This window comes from Kaistia nematophila, from assembly GCF_026343855.1.
Taxonomy (GTDB): domain Bacteria; phylum Pseudomonadota; class Alphaproteobacteria; order Rhizobiales; family Kaistiaceae; genus Kaistia; species Kaistia nematophila.
Genome location: NZ_JAPKNK010000010.1, coordinates 58,151 through 74,892, shown reverse-complemented (window position 1 = coordinate 74,892; position 16,742 = coordinate 58,151). Strand labels below are relative to the sequence as shown.

Genomic DNA, 16,742 nt, shown 5'->3' with positions numbered 1-16,742 from the left:
CCCTACGAAACTCTGCATAGGCCGAAATCCGGCAGTCGCGCTCACCCGCTGCTGGCCCAGGCCGGGAGAAGGACCCAACGGAGGGGGGCATGCTGCACCTGCGAAGCCCGAGCCCCTGCCCTCGCATCCGCGAAGGCGCCAGGGTCAGAGGAGCTTGACGAGGACCGCCTCGACGCGCTGGCGGAGCAGCGGTGCCGCGATGGCCTCGAATGCCGCCTTCGTCGCCCCTGTGGTCATCTCCTTCGGGATGAACACGCCCGACCGCGCATAGCTGTAGTGCCGCCCCTTCGACCGATTGCGGAAGAAGACATGGCCATTCCACTGCGGCACCACCTTCCGATCCGGGAATGCGCCGCCCCTCATGAAGGAGCCCGGATAGAGCGTGCGCTTGCCGAAGGGCTTGGCGACGACGCCCGGAAGCGTCTCCTTCGGATCGAGATATTTGAGGCGGATGTTTCCGCCTCGCGTGACCATGTCGTAGGAGAGCTTTCCCGGCCGCGCGCGCCCCGGATCTCCGACCGCCTTGACGATCACCGCACGCTTGAGCCCCGTCTGCTTCGTCAGGGTGCGGATGACCTGCGTCTTCGCCCGGTTGCCGACCTGATTGATGATGCGCGGCAGCACCAGCGGGAACTTGGTGTTGAGGTTGGCGATCCGTCCGCTGAAGATCGCGAGGTGCCTGTCAGCCCATTTGACGGTGATGGTCTCCATACCCCGGACAAACGAAAGCCCGGCATGCATCGCTGCATCCGGGCCATACTTCGTCGCCTGCGAAGGTCGGTTGCTACCGCCTTCCGGGGGGACCGACCTCGCTCAGACCCGATGGGTGCGATGGTGTTCCAGTCCGCTCGTCCTGTCGGATTCGCTATCCGATGATCTCCACATGGTCAAGCGGCATGGAGACGGGCACCGTGCCACCGAACACGCCGACCTCGCATTTGACCGTGTCCGGATCGCCGCCCTCGACCACCATGCCAGGGAAGCCCTGGAACGGCCCCTTGACGATGCGCACGGCCACATTCGGCAATGGCTTCAAGATGTTGGACGGCTCGCGCTCGTCATGCTCGCCGCTCGCTTCCTCGCCCCGGATGCCATCGACGACGGTATCGGAAAGCCGCACCACCTCGCTCGATCCATGTCGGATGACGGCCGCCACGCCGGGGATATCGAGCAGCATCCACCAGGCGCCGAGGCGCGAATCGGCCGCGACGAACAGGTAGCGCGGATAGAGCGGCACGGTGATTCTCTGCTGCGCAGGCTGCTCGCGACGCTTCTTGCGCGACTGTGTGCGATCAGCCCGGAGCCCGCCGCGCTTCTTCACGGCCACATAGCGCGTCATCATCGGCCGATAGACGCTCCAGCCGCGCCGCTCCAGCGCATGAACCGCGCGCCCATCGCCGCCCGCCACATAGACGATGTACCAGCCCTCGCGCCCCGGCCGGCGGCTTTCAGCCCCGGCTCGCCCGGCGCGCGCCGGCTCGACGATATCCCCGATCCGCCAGACCTTGCCCTGTTCGCTCATGAGACCCGCCGCCATTTCCATTGAGATCATCGTCATCAGCCCGCCCTCGCCTGCGCCTGTTCCTGCGCCTGTTCCTGGCCGGGCGGCCAGCGACTGGGCACCCAGACGAAGGGCATACCGATCGAGAGGGGCGTGAAGCTGATGCCGTGGCGCGCCATCGCCGCCGCCCAGGCCGCCATTTCCGGCGTGGGGCGACCGTCGACGGCCGCCTCGATTTTGACGAGCGCGCCCGTCTCCGCGTCGCTCGGCACGTCGGAGAGCCGAACGGCATAGCCCGCGCCGCGCTGCATGTTCTCGAACATGACCTTGACCGGCTTGCCCGCCGTGACGAGCCGCCAGAACATGGCGAACCACGGCAGCGTGCGGGGCGCGAGCGTGACGGACGAGACGCCGCCCGCCTTGGCCGATACCCCTTCCGGGAGCATCTTCCAGCGCTTTTCCTCGAGATACGTCGTCGCGCTGTAGCAGCCCTTGCGGCGCAGGCTGATGGTGTGATTGGCCACCGCCGCCTCGCTGCAGCGCACCGCCTCGGTCCGCTCGGCCTCGGTCAGGCCGAGCCAGGCGGCATGCGTCCGCAGGATGCTGTCCGAGGCCGAAGTCGGCCAGCTGCGGAACCAGGTGATGAACGGTTCGTCCGCCTCGGCCGCGGCGAGAGCGTCCCGCTTCTCCTGAGCCGGATCACGCCGCGCCGCGCGCGTCTCTCTCTCACTATCGTTCGAAGAAAGGGTCGTTCTATTGGGTGCCCATCCATGGGCGGGCACCCCCGTGCCCATGCTGGGCGGGCACCCCTGCCCACCCGTGGGCAGGGGGTCGGCAGCGGAACCGGCCTGTTCGTCCGCCTCGGCCGAAGCATCAACTTCCGTGATGAATTCGGCGGGGCGAACCTCGTCGAGCAGCACGCGATATTCGTGCGAGCGGTCGCCGCCATCCTTGCGGAAAAGCGCGCGCTGCTGGACATAGCCAGCCTCGATCAGCCGCCCGAGAGAGCGCTGCACCGTCGCCCGCCCGCAGCCGAGCTCGCGCGCCATGCGCACCTGGCTGCGCGTGCACCAGCCCTCCCGGTCCGTGTGGATGCCGAGCAGGGCGAGCACCTGCAGGTCGCGCCCTTCCAGGCGCCCGTCGACCACGGCCGCCGCGGGAATGATGGAAAGATGCGGGCTCATGTCGAAAGCTTCCTCTGGTCGAGCGCGCTGCGCCCCGACGGCGGATCGCCGAAAAGCGCGGCGGTGATGCTGCGCGCCGACGGCGGATCGCCGAAAAGCGCGGCGGTGATGCTGCGCGCCGGCGGCGAAAGATCGATGTCGCGGACAACGCGCCATTTGCGCGGGCGCAGCCTGGTGGCGATCGGTCCGGCCGGGCTGCGGTCGGCGTCCTCGACGGCATAGACCGCCGCGTCGGCCTCGATCACGAGGCGCAGATGCTCCTGCAGCGTGACGTCGTGCTCGCGCGCCGCGCGGCTCATCAGGCGCCAGGCGCGCTCGCTGATGCGGATGTTGACGCTCACGGACATGGAACGGATCTCTTCGCGAAATATCGCAATTGGCGATTTTCTCGCTTGCCAGCGATATCGCTATTGGCTATAAAGGAGACATGAAAACGCTCGCTTACACCTCCTCCGCCCGCCGCGCTCTCCGGAAGCTCCCGGTAGATGTGCGTGCGCAGGTCGAAGCCCGGCTGGCTCGTCTGGCCGAGACGGGTGAAGGCGACGTCAAGAAGCTGGTCGGCGAAATCGGCGCCCGCCTTCGGGTCGGCGACTACCGCGTGATCTTTGTCGAAACTGCCGATAGGATCGAGGTTCGCGCCCTCGGCCATCGTCGCGAAATCTACCGTTGAAAGGACTTCGCCATGGGTAAGCCCCACTTCATCAGCGACGAGATCGTCGTCCTGTCCCGCCGCGACTATGATGCCCTGATGGCGCGCTCCGGCGACGAGGCGGCCGAGGATCGCATGACGGCGGCCATTATCGCCGATAGCGATGCCGCCATTGCCGCCGGCGCGGATATCGCCCTGCCCGAAAGCGTCTGGGCGGCGATCGAGGCCGGCGATACGCCTGTCCGCGCCATCCGCAAGCACCGCGGAATGACCCAGGCCGGCCTGGCGGCCGCCGCTGGCGTAACGCAGGGATACATCGCGGATATCGAGACCGGCAAAAAGGCCGGCTCGACCGAGACCTTGAAGGCCATCGCCCGCGCCCTCGCCGTTCCGCTGGACACGCTGGTTGACTGAGCTGATGGGCGTCATGCTGCCGCCTCCGGCGCTTCGAGGCCCCAGACGTCCCAGCCCGGCCGCGCGCGGCGGGCGTTGAGCTCGATCTTGGGCAGGTTCGGGTAATAGGCCTCGATCAGCTCGGCGAAGATCTCCGGCTTGGCCGAATGGGCGCCGACGGGCGCCTCGATCACGGAAGGCCACTGCTCGCCCATCGCCGGCGCCGGGATGTCGCCGCGCGTGCCGACGAGCAGCAGCTCGTGCTTGTTGCGGTTCCAGTAGCCGGTGCCGGTCCGGTCCTTCAGCCAGATGAAGTGCGTCTTGTAGGTGAAGCCCCAATGCTCCATGACGCGCAGAGCTGCTTTCACCCCCGCAGCCGTGGCCCAGAGGAAAATCACGCTGTCCTTCGCCGCGATGTTCCCGACGGGACGCAGCACGATGTCGTTCACCGACGAGGTCGGATAGTGATTGTCCGGCGCCCGATCCATGCCGGTCTCGCGACTGTAAGGTTCGAAAGGCCATTCCGGGTCGGCATAGATCACGCCATAGCGCCTGTCGGGCAACGCGCGCTGCTTCACCGCGAGATCAGCCTCGCGCCCGGCGCGGCGCGCCTTCTTCTCGGCCGTCTTCTCGTCGCGCAGGTCCTTGATGACAGCACGGAATGCCTGCGCCGTTTCTCCGTGGGCGGCGATCCGGGCTAGCACAGCCTTCTGTTCCGGCACGGGCAAAGTCGCGATCTCGGCCGCCGCCCGGACGCTCATTTTCCGGTCATCGACCGCCGCGACAATTTCCGGCACGGCGCGGTTGATCACCGTCCGCGCCCGTTCGACGCCGGCCTCGTCGGCAGAAAGCTGTTCGGCCGCCTGCTGTCTGGAAATACCGCCATTGGCGGTATTTGCATCAGGGCGCCCCTTTGACATCGTGACGAGGCGCGCCGCGATCATGCGGCGCTGATCGTCCGTCAACTGCCGGCGGTGCATGTTCTTCGAGATCACATAGCCAAGCGGATCGCCGTCGACGGCGGGAATGAACCGCACGAAATGGCGAGCATCGGCCGGGTCGACAGAATCCTCGCTGTTGATGAGGCCCGCCGCGCGCGAGGCGCGATAGCGGTTGCGGCCGTCGAGGATCTGGCCGTCCAGGAGAACGACGGGCTCGCGCAGGCCGCGCTCGGCCACATCCGCCGCCAGTTCGTCAAAGGCGGAGCCCTCGATCAAGGGGAACAGATTGGCGAAAGGATGAAACGGCAGCATGGTCATGCCCCCTTGGCGAGATGGGCGGCGAAGGCCCTGTCAAGGCGATCGGCAAGCTCGCTCCAGACCGCCTTGCCTTTGGGCCGGTCGGTCATGCGGGCCTTGTCCTGCTCGCGGATCAGCAGCACGTGATCGAAGAAGGCGAGCAGCGCCTGCGGCTCGTGCCCCGCCCTGAGGGCGGCGGCGACGAGCCGGCTAGTCGCGGCGATGATGGACGCCGAGAGCCCGCCGACGATGTTGTTCTTCGCCGTCTCCCGCACGCAGCGCAGCGCCAGCACGGCGACGTCTTCGCCATAGAGCCGGACCGCATCCTTGATCGTGCCCAGCGCCAGTGTCTCGCCGGGCGCCTGATGCAGCTCGGCCTTGGGATAGGGAAGGATCGTGATCCCCGCCCGCGCCGCGACAGCTTGCAGGCGCAGCGCATCGGCATCACCCGCCGCCACCGCGGCGCGGTGCAGGTTGAGCGGGTGCACGCGCGTCGTCGCACCGTTGATCGCCGTGAAGGCTTCGGCCTGCTCGCCAGGCGTTGCAAAGACGATCTGGCAGGGCACGCTGTCGATGCCGATCATGGCGGCCGCGGTCGTCCGGTGCTGGCCGTCGAGAATGGCGAAGCGGCCGCCCTCGACCGGAGCGACGATGACCGGCGAGAAGCGCGTCCAGCGGAAACCCGAGACGATCCGGCGGATATTGGCGCGGCCGCCGGCGGAGATATCGCGCTGATAGGCCGGGTCGACGACCAGTAGCTCGATCTTGAGCCAGGAAAGCTGCGGCGCTGGGCCGGCGGCGACGCGGGAAGGATGCGCCGGCGCGCCCGGCGGTAGCGTTTCGATGGTGCGGAGAGGGCTCGGAGCGATCTGGTCCATCACACCATCCCCAGCGCGTTCTTGTAGAGTTCGAGGATCGCTTCCTCTTCCTCGCGTTCGCTGGCGTCCTTCTTCCGCAGCGCAACGATCTTGCGGAGCGCCTTGGTGTCATAGCCGTTGCATTTGGCCTCGCCGTAGACATCCCTGATGTCGTCGGCGATGGCCTTCTTCTCGTCCTCGAGGCGCTCGATCCGCTCGACGATCGAGCGCAATTGCTGCGCGGCGATGCCGTTGATCTGAACGGCCTCGCCATCGTCGGCCGGCGCTTTCGACTTCGATTTCCGCTTCGGCTTCGGACCAGCCTCCGGATCGTCATCGACGTCGATGCGGATACGTCCGGTGGCATAGGGGTCGTAGACATCCTCGCTCATCGCACGCCCTCCCCGCCGACAAAGGTGACGGCATCGCCGAACAGGGCCGGTTCCTGCGTGGGGTGCCAGGCGGCGAGACGCGCCAGCCATTCGGCCGCCCATTCGTCCGGCCGCTTGGGCTGGAACCGGCGCCAGTCGAGCGAGACAATCGGCGCCGCGCGCTCGACCGCGTCGTGCCAGGGCGCCGGCGGCGGCGCCATGAACTGGTCGCGCTCGGCCCGCAGCATGCGGATATCCATGTCCGCGACGATCTCCGCCAGGCGCGGCGGAAGCGGCCAATCGAGATCGAGCCGCGCATAGAGCGCCGCGTCGAGGCGCTGTTTCATATCCTTGATCGCGCGGCGCACGAGATTCGACGGGACAAGACGCCCCTGCGGGTCGACCACCAGCCGCCCCAGCGGATCAACCACCATCCGATTCAACGCCTCCGCGACGGGCGTGGTGATGTCGCCGGAAAACACCTCATGGGCGTCGTGCAGCAGGAAGGCGAGCGCCGCGTCGGTGTCGCCGCCGGTCTCGTGCAGGATGGCGTCGGCGCCGAGGCAGCAATGCTGCGCGACGGAATAGCCATGCCATTCCGAGAAGCTGGCATGGCCGTCGAAGCGGTTGATCAGCGACAGCGGCACGGCGACATCGACGTGAAGGTCGATCTTCGAGAGATCCGGCCGCACCAGGTCGATCGCGAGGCCGGAGCGGCTTTGTTTCCAGGTCATGACGCGCCTCCGCAGGGCAGACAGAGGAACCCGTCGCCGCCGGCGCGCCGCGACCAGCCGAACAGATGCGCCAGGTCGATGACCGTCGAGAGCTTCCCCCGCGCGCAGAACTGCCGCGGGCATGCGTGGCATGTCAGGATCATGGCCTCACCTGTTCGATGACGATGTCGAGGATCTTGGCGCCGGTGATCAGCAGCACGCTGGCGAAGGAGAGCCAGAGCAGGACGATGCCGAGCCAGAGCCAGAGGATGTCGCGCGCCGAAGGCCGCGTGCGGGTCGGGCGCACGATCATTCGCCCTGCCCGACAACCTTGAGCGCCGGGCCGCCCTTGGCCTGGGCGATGTTGAGGCGGAGCGTCGCGGAAGCACGCTCCAGCGCGCCGGCATTGCGGTCGAGGATCTCCAGCTCGGCGCCGGTGATCTTGCCGTCGGCGAGCGCGGCGGCTGTCGAAGCCATCAGCTCGGACGAGGCCCGCATCGTCTCGGCATAGTGGCCGAGCACGCTGGTGGCCGAGACCGTATCGTCGGCCGAGCCTTCCAACCGGCGCCCGCCGAGATCGGCCATGACGGTCGTGACGAGCGGCAATCCGCAATCCGCCTCGAGCGCGAGCACGGCTGGAAGCGGGATGATCGCCTCGTCGGTGGCAACCTGCCAACGCGAGACCTCGGATTTCGAGGCATGGGCGAGCTCGCCGGTGCGCACCAGGCCACCGCAGGCCTGCACGAGGTCGCGGGTGGCGGATTTCACGCGGTGGAACCAAGCGTCGGAGATGGGTCGGGACATGGTCGCCTCGGGCAAAGCTTTCCCAGCTCGGGAAACGCCCTCAGGCATTCCCGTTCTGGGAACGGTTTCGGTCTGTCAGAAAGGGAGGGTCAGAAACGCCTCAGGGAGGGCCTCGCAGATGACGACCGTCGGGATGATCGCCCTGGAAAAATGCGGACGAGCGCGGCGCGAGCCGGCCCGTCCGCAGTCCGGGGAGGAAGCGCCCGGCGCGCCAGCCAACAGCGCGCAAGGCAGTCACGAGCGCCGGAAGGAGACGGCGCGCGCTTCTCGGTCCGGCCACGGCCGGAAAATCGGAACCTTCGTGAAGGCGGAGGCGGTCATCGGGGTTCATTCCGCCGCCTCCGCCATATCGAGAAAGTCCGTGAAGGTTACAGCGCCGTTCGTCGCGGCTTTGATTTTGGCGAGCACCACCCGATGCGGGAAGCGAGCGCCACGGGCGTAGCGAGTGACCGCCGCCTGCGACACACCGATGAGATCGGCAAACGCCGCATGGGAAATCTTCTCCGCTGCAAGGTAGTCGGCGAGTTTCATAATCGGAGTATATGCCAAAATGGTATTTTACACGCAAGCACAAAATACCAAAACGGACTTAGCTATACCAGCCGGGCCGTCATACCATTTCGGAATGAGCCGCTTGAAGCATTACCGTGAGCAGCGTGGACTGACCCAGGCGGCACTCGCCGAACTGGTGAAGAGCACGCAACCGCAGATCCGCCGCCTCGAAGCGGGGGAACGCAAACTGACGAAAGAGTGGGCCACAAGACTCGCCGCCGCGCTGAAGATCTCAGCCAAGGATCTGCTGTTCGATGACGACGTCCTCTCGGGCACCATTGCTCCCGGAGAGTTGCGTCGAGTTCCAGAAGGGCAAGAGTTCGAGCCCGACACTGACCCAGACAGCCACGCAACCGTGGGATGGGAGACCGGGCGGCAAGGCATTCCCGCTCACAGCATCGCCGAAATTGACGTTACAGCGGGTCTGGGCGCCGGCGGGATCGCAATGATTTCAGAGGCTACGTCCCCTAGTGGGGCCCGGTTCGCTGCAGAGGTTATCAAGGACTTCTGGGTATTGCCGGCGTGGATATTGGCTCGCCTTGGCATCAAACCGGAGCACGCGGCGGCCTTCCCGATGCAGGGCGACTCGATGGAGCCAACCCTTTTTGCTGGTGAGGTCGGCTTCATTGACCTCCGTCATCGCATCCCCTCTCCTCCCGGCATTTATGCAATTGCCGACCAGTTCGGCGGGGTGATGTTCAAGCGCCTCGACGTGGTCTCAAAACCTTCCGACCCCGACGTGATGGTCAGCGTCATTTCGGACAATCCCCGACACGAACCGAAGCTTCTCGCGCTTGAGGATCTCTACGTGCTGGGTCGATACATCGGCAAATTTTCGGCGGGCTAAACCCTTCCAATTCCTGATTATGCCAAAATGGTATTGACATAAAATACCGCATTGGTATTTTTCTCTCCATCGGCGCAGGCATCGAGCCTCCGCGCCGAACCTCAGGGTTCACGATGGAGACCGCGATGCTTTCGACCCAGACCCGCTTTTCCCGCCCCTCCCGCTTCCAGCGCGAAACCGCGCTCGACAAGGCCCGCCGCCTCGGCCGCGTGCCCGAGCTGATGGCCTCCGAGATGATCAATCTCGCCGCCGGCCATGGCAGCTGCACCGAGGCCGACCTGCGCAATTACGGCTTCACCGGCGCCGAGATCGCCGAGCACGCCGGCGCGGCGAACCAGGAAGCCCAGCGCCGCTCCATTCGCCAGGCGGCCGCCTGACGCAGGATCGTCAGGCCAGCGCGGCTTCGGCACCGCCCTCCCCCGCCGAAGCCGCGTCGCCGGACGATCCTGTCCAGCAGGGAGATTTCCATGGCCAAGCCTGGAGAGAAGCACCATCAGCCCAATCCGGACGATGTCGCCATCGGCGCCCGCATCCGCGCCATCCGCCAGGCTAGGGGCATGAGCCAGGAGAGGCTCGGCAAGGTCCTCGGCGTCACCTTCCAGCAGATCCAGAAATACGAGAAGGGCAGCAATCGGATCGGCGGGTCGCGCATGCTGCAGATCGCCGCCGCCCTCGATACGCCCGTGGCCGCCTTCTTCGGAACCGGTGAGAGCGACGCCGACCTCGCGCCCGTCTTCGATTGCTCGCAGTCGGACTCGGCTTTCCTGCGGACCTATCTCGCGCTCGGTCCCGGCACCCGCGCCATCGCGCGCCGCCTCGTCGCCGCGCTCCGCAATGGCGATGACGACCTGATGCTGGACGGAAACCTGACCGAGATCGCCTCGCCCCTCCCGCTTCTGTCCTGACGCGAAAGCGTCGGGCCAGCGCGGCCTCGGCTCCCGCCCCAACCTCCCCCGCCGAGGCCGCGTCGCCGGACGCTTCCGTCCCGAGATGAGAAAACCATGCGCACGATCATCGAAATGATCGCCGCGGTGCATGACAGCACGGCGGCGGACTGGATTGCCCTTGCCTCGCTCCTGCTCGGCAGCGGCGTCATCGGCTTCGTCTGCGGGAGGTTGCCCGGATGAGCGCCCTTACCCACAACGAACGCTCCGCGCTCTCCCGCGCCGAGCGCGCCCTCGCCGCCGCCGCCCCGGCCATTCAGGCGGCCCGTCGGGCCGGCGAGAAGCCCTCGCGCGAAACCATCCAGCAGATCGCCGAGGCCACGGCCTGGACGCTCGCGCTCGTCGAGAGCCGCTTCCACGACAACGCCCTGCTCGCGACGCTCGAGGCATGGATCGGGGAGGAACGGGCATGTTGATCTGCGCCGATTGCGGAAGCACCGAGTTCGAGGACGAGGATGACGACGATGGCCTGACCATCGTCCACCGGGACGATCTCGGTCTCGCCATTCACGCGCTGACGAAGGGCATGGGCGACGAGGCCGCGCGCCTGCCGGACGTCCTGACCTACCTCGTCCGCGCCATCCCCGACCTGCACCCGATCATCGCCCTGCTCGAGCGCGAGACCGGAAGGAAGCTCGCGCCATGAAGCTGATCGTCGAACGCGCCCACCTGCTTGCCGCGCTGACCTCCTGCAAGGCGGCCGTCGAAAGCCGGACCACCATCCCGATCCTGTCCTGTGTTCGGCTTGTCGCCTCCGGCAGCCAGGTCGACATCACCGGCACGAACATCGATATCGAGACCACGGATCGCGCCGCCGCCCATGTCGAGCGGCCGGGGTCGCTCTGCGTCAACCAGTCCGAGCTCCTGGACCTGATCCGGCGCATGCCGGACGGCGCAGAGATCGCGCTGGAGCAGGACGGCGCGAAGCTCATCATCCGCGCCGGCCGGATCAAGGCTTCGCTCCTGACCCTCGAAGCCAACACCTTCCCGGTGATGGACACCGGCGGCTGGAGTCACGAGTTCGAGATCCCGATCGGCGACCTGGTGCGCATGCTGCGCGCGACCGAGTTCGCCATGAACGACGAGGAGACGCGCTACTTTCTCTGCGGCGTCTTCCTGCACGCCGGCCAGCGCGACGGCGCGCCCTATCTGGGCGTCGCCGCCACCGATGGGCATCAGCTTTCCTGGAGCCGGGCGGACCTGCCAGAGGGCGCGGCCGGAATGCGCGCGGTGATCGTCCCCCGCCAGACGGTCAGCGCGCTGATCCCCTTGCTTGCGAAGCGCGCCGACAAGAACGCCACCGAGCCGGTCGCGATCTCGATCAACGAGACCAAGATCGCGGCGGCCTTCGGCTCCTGCCGGATTGTGTCGAAGCAGGTCGACGGCACCTATCCGGACTATCTCCGCATCATCCCCTCGGGCCAGTCGACCTTCGCCAAGCTGCCGCGCCGCCAACTGGAGCTCTCCAGCGCGCGCGCCGCCTCGATCCTGACCGGCAAGAGAAAGGCTATCCGCCTGACGCTGAATGGCGAGCAGGAAGACGGGCTGATGCTCACCTCCGCCTCGGACGCGGCCGAGATCGAGGATCACCTGAACGTCATCCTGGAGGGCGGCCCGCAGACGATCGCCGTCAACGGCCTCTATCTCGCCGCCAGCCTCGGCAGCTTCACCGGCGACGACATCACGCTGGCGATCGCTGACCCAGAGACGCCGCTTCTCCTTTCCGACGACCAGGATGATCGCCACGGCGTCGTCATCATGCCGATGAGGGCCTGACCATGCGCACGCACATCTCCCCCGCCCTGCGCCAGAAGGCGAACGACTTCCTGCACTGGCGCGAACAGAACGGCGGCGCCGTCCGCTGGGATCGCGGCGGCGCCAACGCCCGCCGCCGCAACCGCGAGCGCCGCATCGAGGCGAAGGCCCTCGACGCCGCGCCGGTCGACAGCTTTCTCACCCAGAATGGAGCCGGAGCATGACGGCACGGATCGATGAAGCGCTCGCCTATCTGCGGTCGGGCGGCCTCGCAGAGGTCGAGGGAATGACCCGCGTCGCCTTCGGCGCTGGATCGGAGCGGGTCGCCTGCAGCACAGATGTCGCGATCGCACTGTGCATGCTCGCCAGCGAGGCCGCCGAGTGGCCGGCGAAGCATTCCCTCCGCGTCGCCGAGCTGCTCGAGGCGAACAACCGCTACCTGGAGCGCGCCCGCGCGGCCGACGTCGAGAATGCGCGGCTAAAGAGGATCATCGACGCCTGCGACTGGTACTGGCCGGAGGACGACACGAGTTCCGACTCCTGCATCAGCTACCCGCACGAGTTCTTTTCCGATGGGCATGTCGATCCCGGCACCGTCGTCGCGATCTCTCGGGGCGGTGTGGTCGAGACCCGCTACTACGCCCAGCTACCGCCCGCCGGTGACAGCGACAGCGATGACGACTTCGAGGTCGATGAGGTCACCGAGGAACTTGCTCGCCGGAAGGTGGCTGACGAACTGGCAAGGCGGGCCGACTACCCCCAGTGCATGGTCTGCGAGAAGCAGCTTCAAAAGGGCGATCGCTATTTCCCGGACGTGAACGGCACCCAGTGCGAAGAATGCGCGCCGACCTATCAGCAGATGATCGACGAGCCCCTCGGCCACGTCTATCTCGATGACGGCGAGCAGCGCGCCGCGGAAGACTGCCGCGCGCAATTCGACGCCCACATTGCCGCCGGCGGCAAACCGACCGACAGCATGGCGACAGAGGTGCTCGAATGAGCTTCGCCAAGATCCAGCGCCTTCGCGCCCGCGGTGCCATCCTGCGGCACTGGGCCGAGTACATCCGTCATGCCGATGGCGGACTGCCCCAGGCCGGCCCTGTCGCCGACGAGATGTTCCACGTCGAGAACAAGGCGCTCGCGACGCGCATCCTGCGCGCGGCGCAAAACGCTGAGTCCCGTGCGGATGACATAGAGCGAGGCCGCCGGCCATGAGCATGCTCGCGCCACTTAGCGTCCTGATTGCCTGCGAATACTCCGGTGTCATTCGCCGCGCCTTCGCGGCGCTCGGGCACGACGCCTGGTCGAACGACCTGCTGCCGGCGGAGGATGGCAGCAACCGGCACCTGGTCGGAGATGTCCGCGACTATCTCGACCGAGGTTGGGATCTGCTTGTCGTCGCGCATCCGCCCTGCACGCGGCTGTGCCGCTCCGGCCGACGCTGGCTTTCCGGCCCCGGCACCATGACGCCGCCCAAGACCCTGCCCAAGGGCCGGACATGGCAGAGCATGAAGGATGAATTCGAGGCCGGCGTGGATCTATTCCTCGCCTGCTGGAATGCGTCCGTTGAGCGCGTCGCGATCGAGAACCCCGAGATGCATGATCTGGCGCGCGCCCGCATGCCCGAAGACCTTCCTCGGCCGCAGATGGTGCAGCCGCATTGGTTCGGTCATCCCGAGTTCAAGGCGACCGGCTGGTATCTGCGCGCCCTCCCCGAACTGGAAGCGACCAACCCGCTTCCGATCCCCGCGAAGGGCACCGACGAATGGAAGGCTTGGAACCGGGTGCATCGCATGCCGCCCGGCCCGGACAGGTGGAAGGAGCGGAGCCGATCCTTCCCCGGCATGGCCGCTGCCCTCGCTGAGCAGTGGACGCGGCATGTCGAGAGGGAAAGGGAAGCGGCATGATGGAAGCGGCGCTTGCCCTACCGGCCGGGCACCACTCTGCCCGCTCGTCCAGGTCGGCCGGTGATTTCCTCCGGCACAAGGATGCCCGCCTCGCGCGCTGCCACGATGAACGCGGCGCGGGCGTATTCGGCCGGCAGACTGTCCTCCCAGGCCTCAAGGCACGCCAGCCGAGCCGCCGCGTGCGCCGCCGTGTCCGAGAAGGCTGGCGGCCACCGCTCCAGCAGCCACTCGGCCGCGCGCTCGACATCGCTGATCGCTCGGTGCTTGCCGATCCCTTCCCAGACGTGAACGGGTTCGAAATGATGAAGCATCCGCGGGGATATAGAGGGGCGCTGAGCCATGACTAGCGCCGCCGCGCGTAGCCCCCGGGATATCTTGCCGCTGTCGCTGCCTCCGCGCGGCCTCTCGCGCGCGGAGGCAGCCGCTTATATCGGGATCTCGGCAACGCTATTCGACGAGATGGTCAAGGATGGCCGCATGCCAAAGCCGAAACGGATCAATGCCCGCACCATCTGGGATCGATACGGGCTGGACGAAGCCTTCTCGGCGCTGCCAACTAGCGAAGACGCCGAGAAAGGCAAATGGGCTTTCGGCGTCTGACCGAAAGGAAGCCGCGATGAAGCGACCCCTACCCAAATATGTCTATCGACATCGGGACCGATATGGCACCGAGCGCTTGTACTATCGGCCGCCGAACGGCGGCTCGACCCGCCTCCCCGACGACCCGCAATCTGAGGCCTTTGCCGAAGCGCATCGGCGCCTCGCCGAGGGAGCCGAACACCGGCCCGCCACAAAGAGTTTCGCACCGCCGCCGCCGCAGAACACTCTGGAGAGCATCTGGCGGCAGTACGAACGGTCGAGGGAGTTCCGGGCGCTCGAAAAATCAACTCAAAGGGTCCGGCAGCTTGTCATCGAAAAGTGCCTGAAGGAACCGATTCGGCCCGATGCCAGCGAGACGTTCGGCGACTGCCCCGTCAACATGCTGACTGCGAAGGCGATCAAGGTGCTTCGCGACCGCAAGGCCGATTTCCCCAATGCCGCCAATGGCCGCCTGAAGGCGATTCGGCAGATGCTTTCTTGGGCCATTGAGGCAGAGGTCGACGACGATCTGACCTACAACATCGCCCGCGACGTCCGGAACCTGAAGGTCATGGGCGACGGCTTCCATTCATGGACGCTGGACGAAGTGGAGCAGTTCGAGCGTACCCACCCGTTGGGCTCGCGAGCTCGGCTCGCCTTCGCCTTGCTGCTTTACACGGGGCAGCGTCGCAGCGACATGGTGACCTTCGGCAGGCAACACGTCCGCGACGGGTGGCTGTTCTTCACTCAGTTCAAAGGGCGCAAGCGCAATCCGATCCGCATGCAGATCCCGATCGTCCCAGAGCTCCAGAAGGTCATCGACGCGTCGCCATGCGGCGATCTCACCTTCCTGATGACGGACTATGGCAAGCCGTTCACCAGCAACGGGTTCGGCAACAAAATGCGCCAGTGGTGCGACGAAGCGCGGTTGCCGGACTGTTCCGCGCACGGCCTCAGAAAGGCGGCCGCCTCGCGCCTGGCGGAGCTTGGATGCACCGACGCGGAGATTATGGCGATCACTGGCCACACGACTCGGAAGGAAGTCGACCGCTACACCAAGGGTGCCCGCCAACGCGCGCTCGCAGAGAACGTCCTCCGCAGGGTTGAGCAGGCCTCGGAATAGCCGAGAACAAACAGGCGCCATCAGTTTTTGACAACACCGGTCATTTTGTTTGTAACTTATTGATTTTAAAGAGTATTGGTGTCCCGGAAGGGATTCGAACCCCTGACCTACGGTTTAGGAAACCGTTGCTCTATCCTGCTGAGCTACCGGGACTTAAGCGGCCGCCGAGGCAGCATGGCGCCATCCGGCGGGCCGGACGGGCGACATGCTTATGGTCCGATTGTCGCGTCGTTTTCAAGAGCCACCGCCAGAAATCTGCGCGGGAATCGACCGCTGCATACGGATGCCGCCTGCCCGAGTCGTGCGGGCGCCGCAGCCCCGCCATGCCGGATTTCCTGATGCGCCGATCCGTCTGCCATGAGACGATGCCGCATGCCCGCCATGACGATGACACAAGGACGGGGGAAGCAGGATCAAGGATGGGGACGAAGCGTCGTGCCGGATGGGCGTCGCGGGTCGTGCCGGAAGCTCGACGGCGTCTTCGGATGCCGGGCAGCCGGCTCGGGCGTGTCCTGCTGATACTGGGAGCGATGATGACAGCTGCGACCGGGGCGGAGCCGGCCGAAAGGACGGCGGGGCCCAACGAATGCCGGCTCGTCGACGGCGAGACCGGACTGGTCGCCAGCGTCGTCGACGGCGACACGCTCGTGCTCGATTCGGGCCTCGAGGTCCGGCTGGTCGGCATCCAGGCGCCGAAACTGCCGCTCGGCCGACCGGATTTCACCGCCTGGCCGCTGGCCGAGGAAGCGAAGACAGCGCTGGAGCGGATGGCGCTCGGCCAGGCGGCGCAACTGCGCTATGGCGGCGCCCGGCGCGACCGTTATGGCCGCGCGCTGGCGCATGTCGAGATCCTGCCCGAAGACGGCGAGGTGCTGTGGCTGCAGCGCGAGATGGTGGCGAGCGGCCTCGCCCGCGTCTATTCCTTCGCCGACAATCGTCAATGTGTCGGCGCTTTGATGAAGGTTGAAAGGGACGCGCGCAAATCAGGGCTTGGCCTCTGGCCCGATCCATACTACGCCATCCGCCCTGCGACCGATCCCGGGCTTGCAACCCGGCACGATGTATATGATCTGGTTGAAGGAAGGGTCGTTTCCGTCGGCGAGCGCGGCCCGATCGCCTATCTCGATTTCGGGCGTGACTGGTCGACGGATTTCACGGCTGTCGTGACCGCCGAGGCCATCGCGGCCTTGGCCGAGGACGGCATCGCCGTGGCGGCCTTGAGGGGGCAACGGGTAAGACTGAGGGGCTGGATCGAGAGTCACGACGGACCGAGCTTGCGGGTCACGCATCCCGAGCAGCTCGAACTGTTGGACCAATGGTGAAGA

General features: G+C 66.5%; 28 protein-coding genes and 1 tRNA gene. 16 read left to right on the top strand and 13 right to left on the bottom strand.

Annotated features, from left to right (window positions below):
* Positions 1 to 144: 144 nt before the first annotated feature.
* The 4 genes from OSH07_RS19885 to OSH07_RS19870 form a co-directional block, all read right to left on the bottom strand.
* Positions 145 to 741, bottom strand: a complete 597-nt coding sequence (locus OSH07_RS19885; RefSeq protein ID WP_266340429.1) for a hypothetical protein — start codon at positions 739 to 741, stop codon at positions 145 to 147.
* A gap of 124 nt (positions 742 to 865) precedes the next feature.
* Positions 866 to 1,558: a transcription termination/antitermination protein NusG gene (gene nusG / locus OSH07_RS19880; protein ID WP_266340428.1), complete on the bottom strand. Its 693-nt coding sequence runs from the start codon at positions 1,556 to 1,558 to the stop codon at positions 866 to 868.
* A complete protein-coding gene (locus tag OSH07_RS19875) occupies positions 1,558 to 2,685 on the bottom strand; it encodes a helix-turn-helix domain-containing protein (protein WP_266340427.1) in 1,128 nt (375 codons plus the stop codon). Before OSH07_RS19875 ends, nusG begins: the two co-directional genes overlap by 1 nt.
* Positions 2,682 to 3,032 carry a hypothetical protein gene (locus OSH07_RS19870; RefSeq protein WP_266340426.1) on the bottom strand — a complete coding sequence of 117 codons (351 nt, stop codon included), beginning with the start codon at positions 3,030 to 3,032 and terminating at the stop codon, positions 2,682 to 2,684. The genes OSH07_RS19875 and OSH07_RS19870 overlap by 4 nt, the downstream gene beginning before the upstream one ends.
* A 29-nt stretch (positions 3,033 to 3,061) precedes the next feature.
* Between OSH07_RS19870 and OSH07_RS19865 the strand changes: the two genes are divergently transcribed.
* Positions 3,062 to 3,355 carry a type II toxin-antitoxin system RelE family toxin gene (locus tag OSH07_RS19865; RefSeq protein ID WP_266340425.1) on the top strand — a complete coding sequence of 98 codons (294 nt, stop codon included), beginning with the start codon at positions 3,062 to 3,064 and terminating at the stop codon, positions 3,353 to 3,355.
* A 12-nt stretch (positions 3,356 to 3,367) separates the two neighbouring features.
* Complete coding sequence (locus tag OSH07_RS19860; protein ID WP_266340424.1) at positions 3,368 to 3,748, top strand: helix-turn-helix domain-containing protein; 381 nt, start codon at positions 3,368 to 3,370, stop codon at positions 3,746 to 3,748.
* A gap of 11 nt (positions 3,749 to 3,759) precedes the next feature.
* On the opposite strand, the gene OSH07_RS19855 is transcribed toward OSH07_RS19860, so the two are convergent.
* From OSH07_RS19855 to OSH07_RS19825, 7 genes are all read right to left on the bottom strand, one after another.
* On the bottom strand, positions 3,760 to 4,980 hold the full coding sequence (locus OSH07_RS19855; protein WP_266340423.1) for an MT-A70 family methyltransferase: 1,221 nt from the start codon (positions 4,978 to 4,980) through the stop codon (positions 3,760 to 3,762).
* Positions 4,981 to 4,982: 2 nt separating this feature from the next.
* Positions 4,983 to 5,843: a ParB N-terminal domain-containing protein gene (locus tag OSH07_RS19850; RefSeq protein WP_266340422.1), complete on the bottom strand. Its 861-nt coding sequence runs from the start codon at positions 5,841 to 5,843 to the stop codon at positions 4,983 to 4,985.
* A complete protein-coding gene (locus OSH07_RS19845; RefSeq protein ID WP_266340557.1) occupies positions 5,843 to 6,079 on the bottom strand; it encodes a GapR family DNA-binding domain-containing protein in 237 nt (78 codons plus the stop codon). The genes OSH07_RS19850 and OSH07_RS19845 overlap by 1 nt, the downstream gene beginning before the upstream one ends.
* A 131-nt stretch (positions 6,080 to 6,210) precedes the next feature.
* A complete protein-coding gene (locus OSH07_RS19840) occupies positions 6,211 to 6,927 on the bottom strand; it encodes a hypothetical protein (protein ID WP_266340421.1) in 717 nt (238 codons plus the stop codon).
* Between the two features lie 139 nt (positions 6,928 to 7,066).
* Positions 7,067 to 7,219 carry a hypothetical protein gene (locus tag OSH07_RS19835; RefSeq protein WP_266340420.1) on the bottom strand — a complete coding sequence of 51 codons (153 nt, stop codon included), beginning with the start codon at positions 7,217 to 7,219 and terminating at the stop codon, positions 7,067 to 7,069.
* Positions 7,216 to 7,710, bottom strand: coding sequence for a hypothetical protein (locus OSH07_RS19830; protein ID WP_266340419.1), 495 nt, complete (start codon positions 7,708 to 7,710; stop codon positions 7,216 to 7,218). The genes OSH07_RS19835 and OSH07_RS19830 overlap by 4 nt, the downstream gene beginning before the upstream one ends.
* 327 nt (positions 7,711 to 8,037) lie before the next feature.
* Complete coding sequence (locus OSH07_RS19825; RefSeq protein ID WP_266340418.1) at positions 8,038 to 8,241, bottom strand: hypothetical protein; 204 nt, start codon at positions 8,239 to 8,241, stop codon at positions 8,038 to 8,040.
* 94 nt (positions 8,242 to 8,335) lie between these two features.
* On the opposite strand from OSH07_RS19825, the gene OSH07_RS19820 reads away from it, so the two are divergent.
* The 11 genes from OSH07_RS19820 (at position 8,336) to OSH07_RS19770 (ending at position 13,715) form a co-directional block, all read left to right on the top strand.
* Complete coding sequence (locus OSH07_RS19820) at positions 8,336 to 9,109, top strand: LexA family transcriptional regulator (protein ID WP_266340417.1); 774 nt, start codon at positions 8,336 to 8,338, stop codon at positions 9,107 to 9,109.
* A 125-nt stretch (positions 9,110 to 9,234) separates the two neighbouring features.
* Complete coding sequence (locus OSH07_RS19815) at positions 9,235 to 9,486, top strand: hypothetical protein (RefSeq protein WP_266340416.1); 252 nt, start codon at positions 9,235 to 9,237, stop codon at positions 9,484 to 9,486.
* A gap of 90 nt (positions 9,487 to 9,576) precedes the next feature.
* On the top strand, positions 9,577 to 10,014 hold the full coding sequence (locus tag OSH07_RS19810) for a helix-turn-helix domain-containing protein (protein WP_266340415.1): 438 nt from the start codon (positions 9,577 to 9,579) through the stop codon (positions 10,012 to 10,014).
* A 96-nt stretch (positions 10,015 to 10,110) separates the two neighbouring features.
* The gene (locus OSH07_RS19805) at positions 10,111 to 10,236 is read left to right on the top strand and encodes a hypothetical protein (RefSeq protein ID WP_266340414.1); all 126 of its coding nucleotides are present in this window, start codon (positions 10,111 to 10,113) and stop codon (positions 10,234 to 10,236) included.
* Entirely contained in the window at positions 10,233 to 10,469 is a 237-nt protein-coding gene (locus OSH07_RS19800; protein WP_266340413.1) for a hypothetical protein, read from the top strand. The genes OSH07_RS19805 and OSH07_RS19800 overlap by 4 nt, the downstream gene beginning before the upstream one ends.
* Entirely contained in the window at positions 10,463 to 10,699 is a 237-nt protein-coding gene (locus OSH07_RS19795) for a hypothetical protein (protein ID WP_266340412.1), read from the top strand. The genes OSH07_RS19800 and OSH07_RS19795 overlap by 7 nt, the downstream gene beginning before the upstream one ends.
* Positions 10,696 to 11,829 (top strand): DNA polymerase III subunit beta, encoded by a 1,134-nt coding sequence (gene dnaN, locus OSH07_RS19790; protein WP_266340411.1) that lies wholly within the window; start codon positions 10,696 to 10,698, stop codon positions 11,827 to 11,829. The genes OSH07_RS19795 and dnaN overlap by 4 nt, the downstream gene beginning before the upstream one ends.
* A gap of 2 nt (positions 11,830 to 11,831) precedes the next feature.
* Positions 11,832 to 12,032: a hypothetical protein gene (locus OSH07_RS19785; protein ID WP_266340410.1), complete on the top strand. Its 201-nt coding sequence runs from the start codon at positions 11,832 to 11,834 to the stop codon at positions 12,030 to 12,032.
* Complete coding sequence (locus OSH07_RS19780; protein ID WP_266340409.1) at positions 12,029 to 12,808, top strand: hypothetical protein; 780 nt, start codon at positions 12,029 to 12,031, stop codon at positions 12,806 to 12,808. The genes OSH07_RS19785 and OSH07_RS19780 overlap by 4 nt, the downstream gene beginning before the upstream one ends.
* On the top strand, positions 12,805 to 13,023 hold the full coding sequence (locus tag OSH07_RS19775; protein WP_266340408.1) for a hypothetical protein: 219 nt from the start codon (positions 12,805 to 12,807) through the stop codon (positions 13,021 to 13,023). Before OSH07_RS19780 ends, OSH07_RS19775 begins: the two co-directional genes overlap by 4 nt.
* Before the next feature lie 2 nt (positions 13,024 to 13,025).
* Entirely contained in the window at positions 13,026 to 13,715 is a 690-nt protein-coding gene (locus OSH07_RS19770) for a hypothetical protein (protein ID WP_420909662.1), read from the top strand.
* Between the two features lie 17 nt (positions 13,716 to 13,732).
* On the opposite strand, the gene OSH07_RS19765 is transcribed toward OSH07_RS19770, so the two are convergent.
* Positions 13,733 to 14,056, bottom strand: coding sequence for a DUF982 domain-containing protein (locus OSH07_RS19765; RefSeq protein WP_266340406.1), 324 nt, complete (start codon positions 14,054 to 14,056; stop codon positions 13,733 to 13,735).
* Between OSH07_RS19765 and OSH07_RS19760 the strand changes: the two genes are divergently transcribed.
* Both OSH07_RS19760 and OSH07_RS19755 read left to right on the top strand, forming a co-directional pair.
* Complete coding sequence (locus tag OSH07_RS19760) at positions 14,055 to 14,315, top strand: helix-turn-helix transcriptional regulator (RefSeq protein WP_266340405.1); 261 nt, start codon at positions 14,055 to 14,057, stop codon at positions 14,313 to 14,315. The two genes, OSH07_RS19765 and OSH07_RS19760, sit on opposite strands and share 2 nt — an antisense overlap.
* 16 nt (positions 14,316 to 14,331) lie before the next feature.
* Positions 14,332 to 15,417, top strand: coding sequence for a tyrosine-type recombinase/integrase (locus OSH07_RS19755; RefSeq protein WP_266340404.1), 1,086 nt, complete (start codon positions 14,332 to 14,334; stop codon positions 15,415 to 15,417).
* Positions 15,418 to 15,493: 76 nt separating this feature from the next.
* On the opposite strand, the gene OSH07_RS19750 is transcribed toward OSH07_RS19755, so the two are convergent.
* A tRNA-Arg gene (locus OSH07_RS19750) sits at positions 15,494 to 15,570 on the bottom strand.
* Positions 15,571 to 15,950: 380 nt separating this feature from the next.
* On the opposite strand from OSH07_RS19750, the gene OSH07_RS19745 reads away from it, so the two are divergent.
* A complete protein-coding gene (locus tag OSH07_RS19745) occupies positions 15,951 to 16,739 on the top strand; it encodes a thermonuclease family protein (RefSeq protein WP_266340403.1) in 789 nt (262 codons plus the stop codon).
* Positions 16,740 to 16,742 lie beyond the last annotated feature (3 nt).